The 15,408-nt window shown below is 71.0% G+C and carries 11 protein-coding genes; 9 read left to right on the plus strand and 2 right to left on the minus strand.

Annotated features, from left to right (window positions below; all coding sequences use genetic code 11):
• Window position 1 precedes the first annotated feature (1 nt).
• Together AMYNI_RS0113290 and htpX are read right to left on the minus strand one after the other, a co-directional pair.
• Window positions 2-1,072, minus strand: a complete 1,071-nt coding sequence (locus tag AMYNI_RS0113290; protein WP_020668506.1) for an LLM class flavin-dependent oxidoreductase — start codon at window positions 1,070-1,072, stop codon at window positions 2-4.
• A gap of 69 nt (window positions 1,073-1,141) precedes the next feature.
• On the minus strand, window positions 1,142-1,999 hold the full coding sequence (htpX, locus tag AMYNI_RS0113295; protein ID WP_020668507.1) for a zinc metalloprotease HtpX: 858 nt from the start codon (window positions 1,997-1,999) through the stop codon (window positions 1,142-1,144).
• A gap of 193 nt (window positions 2,000-2,192) precedes the next feature.
• On the opposite strand from htpX, the gene AMYNI_RS0113300 reads away from it, so the two are divergent.
• From AMYNI_RS0113300 to AMYNI_RS0113340, 9 genes are all read left to right on the plus strand, one after another.
• Entirely contained in the window at window positions 2,193-3,179 is a 987-nt protein-coding gene (locus AMYNI_RS0113300; RefSeq protein WP_040405728.1) for a YncE family protein, read from the plus strand.
• A gap of 120 nt (window positions 3,180-3,299) precedes the next feature.
• Complete coding sequence (locus tag AMYNI_RS0113305) at window positions 3,300-4,508, plus strand: BtrH N-terminal domain-containing protein (RefSeq protein ID WP_245573925.1); 1,209 nt, start codon at window positions 3,300-3,302, stop codon at window positions 4,506-4,508.
• A gap of 90 nt (window positions 4,509-4,598) precedes the next feature.
• Window positions 4,599-5,657, plus strand: coding sequence for a Gfo/Idh/MocA family protein (locus tag AMYNI_RS44465; RefSeq protein ID WP_020668510.1), 1,059 nt, complete (start codon window positions 4,599-4,601; stop codon window positions 5,655-5,657).
• Between the two features lie 150 nt (window positions 5,658-5,807).
• On the plus strand, window positions 5,808-6,797 hold the full coding sequence (locus AMYNI_RS0113315) for an NAD-dependent epimerase/dehydratase family protein (protein ID WP_020668511.1): 990 nt from the start codon (window positions 5,808-5,810) through the stop codon (window positions 6,795-6,797).
• 186 nt (window positions 6,798-6,983) lie between these two features.
• On the plus strand, window positions 6,984-11,015 hold the full coding sequence (locus AMYNI_RS0113320; RefSeq protein WP_157357344.1) for a DUF4082 domain-containing protein: 4,032 nt from the start codon (window positions 6,984-6,986) through the stop codon (window positions 11,013-11,015).
• A gap of 90 nt (window positions 11,016-11,105) precedes the next feature.
• Window positions 11,106-12,248 (plus strand): glycosyltransferase, encoded by a 1,143-nt coding sequence (locus tag AMYNI_RS0113325; protein WP_020668513.1) that lies wholly within the window; start codon window positions 11,106-11,108, stop codon window positions 12,246-12,248.
• An 8-nt stretch (window positions 12,249-12,256) separates the two neighbouring features.
• Window positions 12,257-13,387: a DegT/DnrJ/EryC1/StrS family aminotransferase gene (locus tag AMYNI_RS0113330; RefSeq protein WP_040406830.1), complete on the plus strand. Its 1,131-nt coding sequence runs from the start codon at window positions 12,257-12,259 to the stop codon at window positions 13,385-13,387.
• On the plus strand, window positions 13,384-14,118 hold the full coding sequence (locus AMYNI_RS0113335; RefSeq protein WP_020668515.1) for a NeuD/PglB/VioB family sugar acetyltransferase: 735 nt from the start codon (window positions 13,384-13,386) through the stop codon (window positions 14,116-14,118). Before AMYNI_RS0113330 ends, AMYNI_RS0113335 begins: the two co-directional genes overlap by 4 nt.
• A gap of 34 nt (window positions 14,119-14,152) precedes the next feature.
• Window positions 14,153-15,403, plus strand: a complete 1,251-nt coding sequence (locus tag AMYNI_RS0113340) for a glycosyltransferase (protein WP_020668516.1) — start codon at window positions 14,153-14,155, stop codon at window positions 15,401-15,403.
• The last annotated feature ends 5 nt before the right edge of the window (window positions 15,404-15,408 follow it).

Here is a 15,408-nt window from a genome sequence, read left to right on the forward strand (position 1 = left end):
CTCAGACTCCTGCGGGATAGCGGTTGGCCGGACGTTCGAAGCCGAGATGGTCACGCAGGGTCGTCCCGGTGTACTCATGCCGGAAGGCGCCCGCCGCGCGCAACGCCGGCACCACCTGCTCGGCGACCAGCCGCAGGTCGTCCGGCAGCACGGCCGGGCGGAGCAGGAAACCGTCGAGGCCGGCGGTACCGGCCCCCTCCACCAGCCGCTCGGCCAGCCCGGCCGGGGTGCCAACGAACTCCAGCGCGAACGCTTCGCCGTGCAGCTCGTCAAGTCGTTCCTTGCGCTCCAACGCGGCCTTTTCGGTGTTCGCCAGCAGGAAGGACAGCTCGGCCAGCACCCGTGCGCCGCGGACCCGGCCGATCACCGCGAGGTCACCGGCCCCGGCGAGCACCACGTCCGCGTGCGGGGACTCGCCGTGGGTGGCGATCACCGGGCGGCCCTGCGGCGGCCGCGGCGTGATCGACGGGCCCTTGACGCGGAAGAACTCGCCCTCGAAGTCGACGTAGTGCAACCGGTCGCGATCGATGAACCGCCCGCCCTCGACGTCGCGGATGATCGCGTCGTCCTGCCAGCTGTCCCACAGCCTGGCCACCACGTCGGTGAAGTCGCTGGTCTCCCGGAACGCCTCCTCGGCCGTGGGCAGCGCACGGCGGCCGAAGTGCCCGTTCTCCGCCTCGGTCACCGACGGCACCGCGAGCAGGCCGGCCCTGCCGCCGCTGGCGTAGTCCAGGGTGGCCACCGCGGTGGAGACGTGGAACGGCTCGGTGTGCGTGGTGGTCACGGTCGGCAGCAGCCCGATCCGGTGCGTCAGCGGCGCGATCGCGGAGAGCGTGAGCAGCGCGTCCAACCTGCCGCGGACCACGTTCTCGCCGCCGGGCTGCGGAGCCAGCGAGTCGTCGAGCGTGACGAAGTCCAGTGCCGCGGACTCGGCCAGCCTGGCGTTCGCCAGGTAGTGCGCCGCGGTGAACAGGGCGCGGGGCTCGGCATCGGAAACGCGCCAGGCGGCCGGGTGGGCACCAGCCCCGTCCAGTGCGGCACCGAGGTGGAGCTGGGGGCGTTCGGGAACCATGGATCAAGTGAACGTCGGTCTCCCCTGGCCCGGCAAAGCCTTCTCACGCAGTGAACCGCCGGGAATAAACTAGCGGGCCATCTCTTCCAGCCGCCTGATCCGCTCCTCGATCGGCGGGTGGGTGGAGAACAGCTTCGACAGCGCCTCACCGGGCCGGAACGGGTTGGCGATCATCAGATGCGACTGGGAGACCAGCTTCGGCTCCGGCGCGAGCGGCGCGGCCCTGGTGCCGCGGTCCAGTTTCGCCAGCGCCGACGCCAGGCCCAGCGGGTCCCCGGTCAGCTCCGCCCCGGACGCGTCGGCCTGGTACTCGCGTGAACGGCTCACCGCCATCTTGACCACCCCGGCCGCGATCGGGCCGAGCAGCACCAGCAGCAGGGAGACCAGCGGGTTGCCGCCGCCTTCGCGGTTGTTGCCGCCGAACAGGCCGGCGAACATGGCCAGGTTGGCCAGCACGCTGATCACGCTGGCCAGCGCGCCGGCCACGCACGAGATGAGGATGTCGCGGTTGTAGACGTGGGACAGCTCGTGGCCGAGCACCGCACGCAGCTCCCGCTCGTCGAGCAGGCCGAGGATGCCGGTGGTGCAGCAGACCGCCGCGTGCCGCGGGCTGCGCCCGGTGGCGAAGGCGTTCGGCGCCTGGGTGGGGCTGACGTAGAGCCGCGGCATCGGCTGCCGGGAGATGGTGGCCAGCTCGCGCACGATCCGGTACATCGCGGGCTGCTCCGCCTCGGAGACCGGCCTGGCGTGCATCGCCCGCAGCGCGAGCTTGTCCGAGTTGAAGTAGGCGTAGGCGTTCACGGCCAGCGCTACCAGCAGCCCGACGATCAGCGCGCCGCGGCCGAACAGCCCGCTGATGCCGATGATCACGGCGCTGAGCAGGCCGAGCAGGAGCGCGGTCTTGACACCGTTCTGATGCTTGTGCACGTCCCGCCTCCCTTCCTGGCCTTGCCTGCTACCGGGAAAAACGCGCCCGGGCGAACCGAAGTTCCTCGCCGGTAACGAGCTGCGGCCCATCTCACCCGGTTTCAGCTTTGGGGCGACAGGCCCCCACTGGTCGCGTTAGGGTTTCACCCTGAGTCGCACGATTGAGTGAGATACGGACTACTCGGAGGCCCTGGTGCAGAGCCGTTCGCCAGCCGTGACCCGCCGGACCCTCTTCGCGCTGACCGCAGCCGGTCTCAGCGCGGCCGCCCTCGGCGTGGCGGGAACACCCGCCGCGTCGGCCGCCGACGTCATCGCGGTCCGAGTAGGTGACCGACCGTTACCGGTACGGGTCAACTCCGTCACCGGTCGGGTGTACGTGGCCAACACCGGCACCGGCTCGGTCTCGGTGCTGGACGGCACCAGCAACGCGGTGGTGGCCACCGTCGCGGTCGGCGCGCGGCCCAGCGACATCGCGGTCAACCAGCTCACCAACCGGGTATACGTGGCCAGCGAAACCGGGGGCACGGTCACCGTGCTCGACGGCGGCACCAACGAGGTGCTCGGCATCATCGCGGCCGGCGCCGGCGCCGCCTACCTGGACGTGGACGAGTCGGTGAACCGGATCTACGTGGGCAGCTCGGCCGACGGGTCGGTGACCGTGCTGGACGGCGTCGCCAACACGCGCGTCGCGACCGTGGCCGGCAAGGGCTCCGCGCTGTCCGGGGCGAGCGTGGACTCCGGCCGCCGCCTGGCGTACTTCGCCAGCGTGGCCACCGATTCGGTGGAGGTGCTGGACACCGCCACCAACATGTTCACCGCCAGCATCAAGGTCGGCAAGGCGCCGGCCGGGCTGGCCGTGCAGCGCAGCACCAACACGATCTACGTGAGCAACTCGGGCATCCACCACCTCTCCGTCGTCGACGGCTCGACGAAGGCCGAACGCACGACCGTGCTGCTGCGCAGCGAAGCGTCCGCGGTGGCCGTGCACGAAGCCACCAACATGGCCTACACCAACGGCGGGCCGAACGGGCTGGTGAAGGTGGATGGCGCCAAGGGCGAGCTGGCCGGTGAGCTCTCGCTCGGCATCAACCCCGGCGCGGTGGCGGTGAACCAGCGGACGAACGCGGTGTACGTGACCGACCCGCTGCGCGACCTGCTGCACGTGGTCACCAACTTCTAAGGGCAAATAGCCGGCTTTTTGCCCTTTGGGGGGGGCGGGGTTGCTCACGGCTGCGCTACATGCGGGGACGTAGGGTTCCGGCATGAGCAGCGACGACGCACTCCCTCCCGCGGAGGAGTCGTGAGCGCAGTGGCTTACCAGCTGCGCGGCGGGCGGCAGCCGGACGTGGCCGCGCTGACGAACGTGCTCGCCCACCTCGGCATCCGGGGCCCCGGCGAGGAGCCGCTGAGCGAGCCGCTGGTCTTCCTCGCCTCGGGCGGGATCGGCGCAGGCTACATCCTGTTCGAGTTCGCCCACGACGGCAGCAAGCCGCTGGTGCTCGGTTTCCGCGCCCAGTGGCAGTACCCTCAGCAATGGCTCAAGTCCACTGTGGACCGTCTTGGGTTGGCGCTGGACGTGCACACCACCGGCGGCGCGCGAACCGCGGCGAAACGGCTGACCGCCGAGCTGGAGCGGCAGCGACCGGTGCTCGTGCTGCCGGACCGCTACCTGCTCGGCTACTGGGGGCTGCCACCGGCCACCGAGGCCATGGGCGGGCATTTCGTGGTGGCCTACGGTGAAACCGAAGGCGGTGCAACCGAGGGCAAGGTGCTGGTGGACGACCGCAACCTGGCGCCGCTTTCCGTGCCGCGCAAGGAGTTCGACGCCGCACGCGACCGGGTCGGTTCGTACAAGAACCTGCTCGCCGGGGTGCGTCCCGGCGAACTGGGCGACCTGGCCGATGCGGTCCGCGGCGGACTGGCCGACTGCGCGAAACGGCTGTCCGCCGGCTCTTCGTCCTTCTCCCTGCCGGCCTGGCGCAAATGGGCCGGGCTGATGGTCGACGAGCGGGCCGGCAAGGGCTGGCCCACCGTGTTCGCCGACCGGCAGGGGCTGGTCGGCGCGCTGCTGTCGATCTGGGAGGGCATCGAGCCGGCCGGCATGACCGGCGGCCATCTGCGCGACCTGTTCGCCGACGGGCTCACCGAGGCGGCCGTCCTGCTGGACGAGCCGCGGCTGGACGCCGAAGCCGAACGCTGGCGGGCCATCGGCGAACGCTGGCACGAGCTCGCCACCACCGCGATGGCCCACGAGATCCCGGAGTTCGGTTGGATGCGCGCGCTCACCCAGGAAATCGCCGACGGCGTCCGTACGGGTGACGACGGGCGCGCGAAAGTCACCCAAGCGGCCGCCGAACTGTGGCGGCTGCGCAAGCACTACGACGGCGAGACCCCGTTCACGCAGAGCCAGGCAAGTGCGTTGTTCACCGACATCGGCGCCCTGCTGCGGGACATTTACCTGTCCGAAACCCAAGCCGTAGCGGCACTTTCGGAGATAACGGCTCGGTAATTCACACCAAGGCCCTGTAACGAGTTCCGGTGGCGAGGCGAATCAGAAGGCGTGCCACGGCTACCGGAGCCGGCGTAGACAGGGGACGTTGTGGAACGCATCGGGCTCGCGGTGATCGGCGCCGGCTACTGGGGCCCGAACCTGGTCCGCAACGCGCAGGCCACCCCGGCACTGCGCCTGGAGTACCTGTGCGACCTCGATCTCCAACGGGCGCAACGGGTTCTCGGCGGCTACTCGACCGTTCGGGCGACCACCTCGCTGGACGAGGTGCTGGCCGATCCGCGGGTGCGGGCGGTGGCCATCGCCACCCCGGCCGCCACCCACCTCAAGGTCGCGCTGGCCGCACTGGAGGCGGGCAAGCACGTGCTGGTGGAGAAACCGCTGGCGGCCAACCTCGCGGAGGGCAGGCAGCTGGTGGAGGCGGCGGAAAGCCGCGGTCTCGTGCTGATGCTGGACCACACCTACTGCTACACCCCCGCCGTGTTCCACCTGCGTGAGCTGGTGCGCGGCGGCGGCCTCGGCACCGTGCAGTACCTGGACTCGGTGCGCATCAACCTCGGCCTGGTGCAGCCGGACGTGGACGTGCTGTGGGACCTCGCGCCGCACGACCTTTCGGTGTTCGGCGCGATTCTGCCGGACGAGGTGCGCCCGGTCGCGGTGGCCGCGCACGGCTCCGACCCGATCGGCGCCGGGCACGCCTGCGTCGCACACCTCACCATCCGGCTGACCGGCGGGGCGATGGCGCATGTGCACGTGAACTGGTTGTCCCCCACCAAGATCCGCACCATGGTGATCGGCGGCTCGGCCAAGACGGTGGTCTGGGACGATCTCAACCCGACCCAGCGACTGTCCATTTACGACAGAGGCGTGGAGCGCCGCGACCCTGGCACACTGGCCGTGGACGAACGCGCGCAGACGCTGATCTCCTACCGGGTCGGGGACATGGTGGCGCCCGCGCTCACCGAGCAGGAGGCGCTGCGCGCGGTGATGGCCGAGTTCGCCGGCGCCATCACCGAGGAACGCGCCGCGCTCACCGACGGCCGGTCCGGGCTGCGGGTACTGGCGCTCCTCGAAGCGGCTTCGGCCAGTCTTCGTCAGGGTGGCGTTTTCGTGGACATCGAGGGGGATGAAGATGCCAAGCTGGCCTGAGCACCCAGGTCTGGGCAAGAACGCGCCCCGGCCGAAGGCCTCGCTATCGTGGGGGCGGGCCGCCCTGGGTAGCCAAGGTGCCGTCAGGCCGCCCGGTTGCGGCCTGTCCACACGATCGCGGTCGCGCGTTCCCGATGAGACGGTGGAAGTGTGAGCGCGGCGCAGCCGATCGAGGGACAGCGGTTCCTGGTCACCGGCGGGGCGGGCACCATCGGGTCCGCCGTGGTGGACCAGCTGGTCGCGGCCGGTGCGGCGGAGATCGTGGTGCTGGACAACCTGGTGCGCGGGCGCACCGAGAACCTGGCCGACGCGCGTGCGCTGGCCGGCGACCGGCTGCGGCTGGTCGAAGGCGACATCAACGACGCAGCACTGGTGCACGGGCTGACCGAGGGCAAGGACGTGGTCTTCCACCTCGCGGCCCTGCGCATCACCCAGTGCGCGGAACAACCGCGGCTCGCCCTCGAGTCGCTGGTGGACGGCACCTTCACGGTCCTGGAGGCCGCGACAGCGGCAGGGGTGCGGAAAGTCGTGGCCTCCTCCTCCGCCTCGGTCTACGGTCTCGCCGAGACCTTCCCGACCGACGAACGGCACCACCCGTACAACAACGACACCTTCTACGGCGCCGCGAAAGCGTTCAACGAAGGCATGTTGCGCAGTTTCCACGCCATGTACGGCCTGGATTACGTGGTGTTGCGCTATTTCAACGTGTACGGCCCACGCATGGATGTGCACGGGCTGTACACCGAGGTGCTGATCCGCTGGATGGAACGGATAAACCGGGGTGAGCCGCCGCTGATCTTCGGAGACGGCGCGCAGACCATGGACTTCGTGCACGTGCACGACATCGCACGGGCGAACCTGCTGGCGGCCCGCGCGCCGGTGACCGACCGGGTCTACAACATCGCCAGCGCCACCGAGACCAGCCTGCGCCGGCTCGCGCTGGACCTGCTCACCGCGATGGACTCCGCGCTGGAGCCGGAGCACGGCCCGGAACGCAAGGTCAACGGGGTCACCCGGCGGCTGGCCGACATCTCCGCGGCCGCGGCCGACCTCGGCTGGCGCCCGGAGATCGGGCTCACCGACGGGCTCCGCGATCTCGTCTCGTGGTGGAGCGACCAGACCGTGGGAAGTGCGGAATAACCCGCCACACCGAATTCCCGGTTTCCCGGCAACGAAAACAGCGCGTGAATACCCGGTAGCTGGAATGTGCGTTATGAAAACGGGACTCTCCGGTCAGCAAGCAGAAGTGTAACGGAGGGTCGCGTGGAATCGATTCTGGAATCGACCACTCAGCGGCAGGTGAATACGGCGGTTGGAGCAGGAATCATGCGAACTCGGCACATTCCGCGAACCAGGCGTCAGGTTTTCGCGTTGCTCATCGCCGTACTGGCCGCCGCCGGGCTGATCGTGCTGCCACCGGTCACCGCCACCGCCGCCGTCTGCGCGAACAAGATCGCCTGCGAGAACGAGAAACCGGGCGACCCCGACTGGATCGTGGCCGCGATCGACGACTCGATCCTCGGCTTCACCAACGACATCAGCTACGCGCCGGGCAACACGGTCAACTTCAAGGTCAAGACCACCGCCAGCTCGTACGACATCAAGATCTACCGGCTCGGCTACTACGGCGGTGACGGTGCCCGGCTGGTGAAGACGCTGACCCACACCGGCACCCAGAACCAGCCGGACTGCCTCACTCCGGACCCGGCGACCGGGCTGCTGGACTGCGGCAACTGGGCCAACTCGGCCAGCTGGACGGTGCCCGCCGACGCGGTCTCCGGCCTCTACTACGCGATCCTGCACCGCAACGACACCCAGGGCGAGAGCGAGGTCGTGTTCATCGTCCGCGACGACGCGAGCCACTCCGACATCCTGTTCCAGACCTCGGACGCCACCTGGCAGGCCTACAACAACTACGGCAACGGCCCCAACCCGATCCAGGGCAACAGCCTCTACAGCGGCAGCGCCAACGGCAACGGCGGCTCCGCGTTCAAGGTCAGCTACAACCGGCCGCTGATCGGCGGGGAGACCGAGAACTTCATCTTCAACGCGGAGTACCCGATGCTGAAGTTCATGGAGGCCAACGGTTTCGACCTGTCCTACAGCACCGATGTGGACACCGCGCGGCGCGGGAACCTGATCACCAACCACAAGGTCTTCATGCCGGTCGGGCACGACGAGTACTGGTCCAACGAACAGCGGGTCAACGTGGAGAACGCCCGCGCGGCCGGGGTGAACCTGGCCTTCATGAGCGGGAACGACATCTTCTGGAAGACCCGCTGGGAGAACAGCTCCGACTCCTCGCACACGCCGTGGCGCACCATGGTCAGCTACAAGGAGACCAAGGCCGGCCAGATCGACCCGAACGCGCAGTGGACCGGCACCTGGCGGGACCCGAGGTTCAGCCCGCCCAAGGACGGTGGACGGCCGGAGAACGCGCTGCTCGGCCAGATCTTCACGGTCAACGGCGTGCGCAAGGACTCGCTGAGCGTGCCGTCGGCGTACGGGAAGATGCGGCTCTGGCGCCACACCGACCTCGCCTCGATGCCGGCCAACTCCAGCTACACCTTCCAGCCCGGCACCCTCGGCTACGAGTGGGACACCGTGGAGGACAACGGTTTCCAGCCTCCCGGGGTCGGCCAGCTCTCGCGCACCACGGTCACCATGAACGACGGCGACTACGTGCTGCAGAACCACGGCGACGTCTACGCGCCCGGCACCAAGACGCACGCGCTGACCCTGTACCGCTACCAGCCCAGCGGCGCGCTGGTGTTCGCCGCCGGCACCGTGCAGTGGGGCTGGGGTGTCGAGGACGAACATCTTTTTGCAGGCCAAGACCCCGTCCCGAGCTCGGACATCCGGATGAAGCAGGCCACCGTCAACCTGATGGCCGACATGGACGCGCAGCCGGCCACCCTGCGGCCCGGCCTGGTGCGGGCCACCAAGACCACCGACACCGCCCCGCCGTCGGTGACCATCGGCAGCACCCCGTCGCCGACCGTGGCCGCGCAGTACCAGCTCACCGGCACCGTCGGCGACGCCGCGGGCCGGGTCTCCGGGGTCGAGGTCTCGGTGGACAACGGCGCGAGCTGGCACCCGGCGAACTGGCCCGCTGGCAGCGGGAGCTGGAGCTACTCGTTCACCCCGGCGAACTCGGGACCGGTCACCTTCAAGGTGCGCGCGGTGGACGACTCGGCGAACCTGTCCCCCGAGGTCAGCCGCGCGGTCACGGTGAACCCCCGGCCCTGCCCGTGCAGCATCTGGACCAGCACCGCCACCCCGACCACCCCGTCCGCGAACGACAGCAGCGCGCTGGAGCTCGGCGTCCGGTTCAAGGCCGACGCGGACGGCTACATCCGCGGGGTGAAGTTCTACAAGGGCACCGGCAACTCCGGCACGCACACCGGCTCGCTGTGGAGCACCGACGGCACCCAGATCGCCACCGGCACCTTCACCGGCGAATCCGCGGAAGGCTGGCAGACGCTGACCTTCCCGACGTCGGTTCCGGTCACCGCGAACACCACCTACATCGCCTCGTACCACACCAACACCGGGCACTACTCGGCCGACAGCGGCTACTTCGCCGGTGCGGACAGCGGCCTGGAACCGCTGACCGCGCCGAGGAGCACGACCGCCGAGCCGAACGGGGTCTACAAGGTCGGCGCCTCCGGCTTCCCGGACCGCAGCTTCGGCGACACGAACTACTGGGTGGACGTGGTGTTCGGCTACGACCCCGGCCCGGACACCCGGGCCCCGCTGGTCGCCGCCACCACCCCGGGTTCCGGGCAGTCCAGCGTGGCGTTGTCCGCCACCCCCTCGGTGACCTTCGACGAGCCGATCTCGCCCAGCTCGCTGCAGCTCACCCTGACCGGCCCGGGCGGCCCGGTGCTGGGCACCGCGGCGCTGTCCGCCAACGGCAGGACGGCCACCTTCACGCCGAGCCAGCCGCTGGCCAGCGGCACCAGCTACACGGTTTCCGTGCGAGCGTCGGACACCGCGGGCAACGCGCTGCCGAACCAGCCCTACAGCTGGCCGTTCAAGACCGGGAGCCCGCGCCCGGCCGGCTGCCCCTGCACGATCTGGGACGAGTTCACCAGCCCGGCCACACCATCGGTGCAGGACAGCGCGGTCGAAGTGGGCACCAAGGTCCGCTTCGACAGCCGCGGCCAGGTGCTCGGCATCCGGTTCTACAAGGGCCCCGGCAACACCGGCACGCACACCGGCTCGCTGTGGTCGGCCAACGGCACCCGAATGGCCACCGGCACCTTCAGCGGCGAGTCGGCCAGCGGCTGGCAGACGCTGAACTTCGCGGCACCGGTGGACGTGCAGTCCGGCACCACCTACACCGTGTCCTACTACGCGCCGAACGGCGGCTACGCGACCACCGCGGGCTACTTCGGTGGCGGCGGCGCGGACTACAACGCGCTGCACGCGCTCGCCAACGGGGTGGACGGCGGCAACGGCGTCTACCGCTACGGCACCGGCGGCGGCTTCCCGTCGAACTCCTACAACGCCGGCAACTACTGGGTCGACGTGCTCTGGCAGCCCGGCGCGAACGGCGACAGCACGCCGCCGAACGTGACCTCGACCAACCCGGCCGGCGGCGCCACCGGCTTCCCCGGCACCGCGCCGCTCACCGTGGCCTTCAACGAGCCGGTGGACCTGGCCAGCACGCAGTTCGCGCTGACCGACTCCGGTGGCGCCAAGCTCACCGGCAACGCGACCCTGTCCGCGGACCAGCGGACGCTCACCTGGACCCCGTCCGCGCGGCTCTCCGCGGGCGCCACCTACAGCGCGAGCGTCAAGATCGCGGACGTGAACGGCAACCTGATGCCGGCCGCGACCACCTGGTCGTTCCAGACCTCCGGCACCCAGACCTGCCCGTGCACGCTGTTCAGCGCGGCCACCGTGCCGACCGAGCCGTCCACCAACGACGCGGGCAACTACGAACTCGGGGTCCGGTTCACCAGCTCTACCGGCGGTTCGGTGACCGGGGTGAAGTTCTACAAGGGCACCGGCAACACCGGCACGCACACCGGCTCGCTGTGGACGTCCGGCGGGCAGCTGCTGGCCACCGGCACCTTCACCGGGGAAACCGCGACCGGCTGGCAGACGCTCACCTTCGCCGCACCGGTACCGATCGTCGCCGGGCAGAGCTACGTGGCGTCCTACACCGCGCCGAACGGGCGCTACTCCTCCGACGGCGGCTATTTCCAGCGCACCTCGGTGACCAGCTCGCCGCTCACCGCACCGGCCACCGGCCCAGGGGTGCCGAACGGTGTCTACCACGTCGGCCCCGGCTTCCCGAGCGCCACCTACCAGGGCGGCAACTACTGGGTGGACGTGATCCTCGGATGACCGCCCTTCCGGCCAATGCAGCGAAGGCCACCTTCGCTGCATTGAACGCAGGCAAGGTGGCCTTCGCTGCATCCGTCCGGAGGTGGGCGGATGAGTAGGCCGCTGGTGGTGATGGCGGCGGGGGCGAGCTGGGACGGGGTGAAGGGGTCCGAGCGCCAGCTCGCCGAGGCGCTCACCCGGCACGCCGACGTGCTATGGGTGGATCCGCCGGTTTCGCCTGTCACCAAAGGAAAGCGGCGGTGGTGGCCGCGGCTGGAGGCGATCTCGCCGGACCTGCGCCGGTTCTCGCCGCTCGGCCCGCCCGGCTGGACCCGGCCCGGGATGCGCACGCTGACCTGGCCGATGGTGCGGGCCCAGATCCACTGGATCCTGCGCTGGGTGGACCGGCGCCCGGACGTGTTCGTCGCCTGCACCCAGCACGACCTGCTCGGCTTCTGGGGCGAGGACGTGCTGGACGTGCTCTACGGCACCGACGACTGGCTGGCCGGTGCGGCACTGCTGAACCAGGACCCGCGCCGGGTGGCGCGGCAGGAACGCACCGCGCTGGCGCGGGCGGACGTGGTGCTGGCCATCGGCCCGGAGCTGGCCGCGCGCTGGCGCGCGATCGGCGCCGAGCCGCACGAGTTCCCGAACGGCTGCGACACCGAGGCCTACCGGGACGTCCGGCACCGAACCCCGGCCCCGCTGCCGCCGGGGTTCGGTGCCCCGGTCGCCGGGCTGGTCGGTCAGCTCACCGAGCGGATCGACGTGACGCTGCTGGAGTCGGTGGCGGACAGCGGCGCGGGCCTGCTGCTGGTCGGCCCGCTGGACCCCGGCTGGCAGCCGGAGCGGGTCCGCGCGCTGCTGGCCAGGCCGAACGTGCACCACACCGGCGCGGTGCCGTTCGAGGAGCTTCCGCCGTGGTTCGCGCGGATGGACGTGGGGCTGACCCCGTACCGCGACTCGGCGTTCAACCGGGCGTCCTTCCCGCTGAAGACGATGGAGTACCTCGCGGCCGGGCTGCCGGTGGTCAGCACCGAACTGCCGGCCAGCAGGCGGCTGCGGGCGGAGACCGGCCAGGTGCTGCTCGCCACCGGCCCGGCCGAGTTCGCCGGCGCGGTGCACCGGGCGGCCGCGCTGAACCGCGACCCGGACGCGGTGGCGCAACGAAGGTCCGTCGCGGAACGACATTCCTGGCAGACCAGGGCCGCCGAGTTCACCACACTTACCAGAAAAGGGACTGATGCCCTGTGATTCCCGTGATGCGGCCGCTGCTCGGGGACGAGGAGGCGCTGGCCGTCGCCGAGGTGGTGCGCTCGGGCTGGGTGGCGCAGGGCCCGCGGGTGGCCGAGTTCGAAGCCGCCTTCGCCGAGCGGATGGGCGCCGGGCACGGCATCGCGACGTCCTCCTGCACCACCGCCCTGCACCTCTCGCTGCACGTGCTCGGCATCGGGCCGGGTGACGAGGTCGTGGTGCCGTCGTTCTCCTTCATCGCCACCGCCAACGCGGTGCGCTACTGCGGCGCCACCCCGGTCTTCGCCGACGTGGACGCGACCACCGGCAACCTGACCGCGGACACCGTCGCGGCCGTGCTGACCGCACGCACCAGGGCGGTGATCCTGGTGCACCAGGCCGGGGTGCCCGCCGACACCGCGGCAATCGAGGCGGTCTGCGGCGGGCTGCCGGTGGTCCAGGACGCGGCCTGCGCGGCCGGGTCCACCTACCGCGGCCGTCCGGCCGGCGCCGGGGCCTGGCTGGCGACCTGGTCGTTCCATCCGCGCAAGCTGATCACCACCGGCGAAGGCGGCATGATCACCACCGACGACGGGGTACTGGCCGCGCGGCTGCGGCGGCTGCGCGAGCACGGGATGAGCGTCTCGGCGGCGGACCGGCACGCCGGCGGCGGCGCGGTGGTGGAGGCCTACACCGAGACCGGGTTCAACTTCCGGCTCACCGACATCCAGGCCGCGCTTGGCCTGGTGCAGCTGAAGCGGCTGGACGGGATCGTCGCGCGGCGGCGGGAGCTGGCCGCGCGCTACCGGCTCCTTCTGTCCGAAGTGGACGGTCTGCGGGCGGTGGCCGACCCGCCGTACGGCACTACGAACTACCAGTCGTTCTGGGTGCTGTTGGACGAACGGATCGAGATTTCCCGCAACGACCTGCTCGCCGCGCTGGCCGCCGGTGGCGTGTCCGCCCGGCGCGGCATCATGGCCGCGCACACCGAACCCGCCTACGCCGGCCACCCGCACGCCCCGCTGCCGGTCACCGAGTTGCTCACCTCCCGCTCGGTCATCCTTCCCCTGCACCACGAGCTTTCCGCCGCCGACCAGGACCGCGTCGTCCAGGAGCTGAAGGACGCCGTCACGGCGAAGACGTACGGAGCAGCGAAGTGAGCCCGCGGCCGATCCTGCTGGTGGGCGCCGGCGGGCTGGCCAGGGAAGCACTGGCCGCGCTGCGAGCCATGCCGGGCGAATGGCTGCCGCTGGGCGCGCTGGACGACAACGAGAGCAGGCACGGCACGCTGATCGACGGGCTGCCCGTGCTCGGCGGGACTCACCTGGTGCACGAGTACCCCGAAGCCGGGGTGCTGGCGTGCGTGGCCAACGCACACCGCCCGGCCGGGCGCGCCGCCGTGGTCGAACGGCTGGACCTGCCGGTGGAACGCTGGGCGACGGTGGTGCACCCGGCCGCGTCGCTGGCGCCGGGCACCGCGCCGGGGCCGGGCACGCTGCTGCTGGCCGGGGTGGTGGTCACCGCGCCCCAGCGGATCGGCGCGCACGTGGTGGCCATGCCGCACGCGCTGATCACGCACGACGACCAGGTGGGCGAGTTCGTCACCATGGCAGGCCGCGCGACACTGGCCGGTGGTGTCCACATCGGACGGTGCGGTTATCTCGGCCAGGGCGCGATGGTCCGGGAGAACACCAAGATCGGCGCCGGCGCGGTGATCGGCATGGGCTCGGTGGTGCTCACCGACGTCCCGGCCGGTGAGGTCTGGGCCGGCGTACCTGCCAGGAGGCTTGCTCACAAGTCAGCGGACGGGGGCCGCCCTGAGCCTGCGAAGGGTGGCTCGTGGCCGCTGACTGCGAGTGACCTTGGAGATCCGGGCGAGGGCACACCGTGAGCAAGGCGACTCATGTGCGCAGGAGGTTGTCGAAGTGAGGATTCTGGTCTATCCGCACGCGATGGAGATCGGCGGTTCGCAGCTCAACGCGGTCCAGCTGGCCGGTGCCATCGCCGCCCGCGGCCATCACGTGGTGGTGCTCTCCGAACCCGGCCCGCTGGTCGACCTGATCTCCGACCTCGGCCTCGAGCACGTGGAGATCCCGCTGTCCCGGCGCCGGCCGTCCCCGGAGGTGATCGGCACGCTCGGCCGGGTGGTCCGCGAACGCGGGATCCACCTGGTGCACGGCTACGAGTGGCCGCCGGTGGTCGAGGCGCTGTTCGGTCCCGGCCTGCGGCACCGCACGGCGGTGCTGGGCACGGTGATGTCCATGTCGGTGGTGCCGTTCTTCCCGAAGACCGTGCCGCTGATCGTGGGCACCGAGCAGATCCGGGCGGCCGCGCTCGCCGCCGGGCACCGCCGGGTGACCCTGCTCGAACCGCCGGTGGACACCGATGCGGACGACTCGGCGCTCAGCGACGGCGCCGGTTTCCGCCGGGAGCACGGGATCGCGCCCGATGAAGTGCTGATCGCGATGGTCTGCCGGCTGGTGCCCGAGCTGAAGCTGGAGGGCCTGCTCGCTGCCTGTGACGCGGTGGGCGCGCTGGCCGAGGCCGGCCGTCCGGTGCGGCTGGCGATCGTCGGCGATGGCCGGTCCCGACCCGAGGTCGCCGAACGGGCCGCGCGGGCGAACGCGCTGGCGGGCCGGGAAGCGGTGCTGCTGACCGGCGAGGTCGCCGATCCCCGCCCCGCCTACGCCGCCACCGACGTGCTGGTCGGCCAGGGCGGGTCGGCCCTGCGGGGAATGGCCTTCGGCTGCCCGCTGGTGGTGGTGGGCGAACAGGGTTTCAGCGAGCAGCTCACCCCGGAGAGCACGCCGCTGTTCCTGCGGCAGGGCTGGTACGGGGTGGGCGCCGGCTCGCTCGGCACCGGCGTGCCCGCGTTGCGGCTGGCACTGGAACGGCTGGTCGATTCGGCCGCCACCCGCCGGGAACTCGGCACCTATGCCCGTCGCCTGGTGCACGAACGGTTCAGCCTGCACCGCGCGGCCGAGCTCCAGGAGCGGGAGTACCTCACCGCGGTGGCCGAGCGGGTGCCGCTCGGGCCGCTGCTCACCGATCTGGCCCGCACCGGTGCCGGCGTGCTCACCAGCACCGCCCGCCGCAAGTACCAGCGCCGGCGCGGCACCCTCGCGACCGACGACGCCAACGCCCGCCCGCTGGCCGGGCCCGCCACGAACGCATAAGGAGG

The sequence above is a fragment of the Amycolatopsis nigrescens CSC17Ta-90 genome, from assembly GCF_000384315.1.
GTDB classification, from domain to species: Bacteria; Actinomycetota; Actinomycetes; order Mycobacteriales; family Pseudonocardiaceae; genus Amycolatopsis; species Amycolatopsis nigrescens.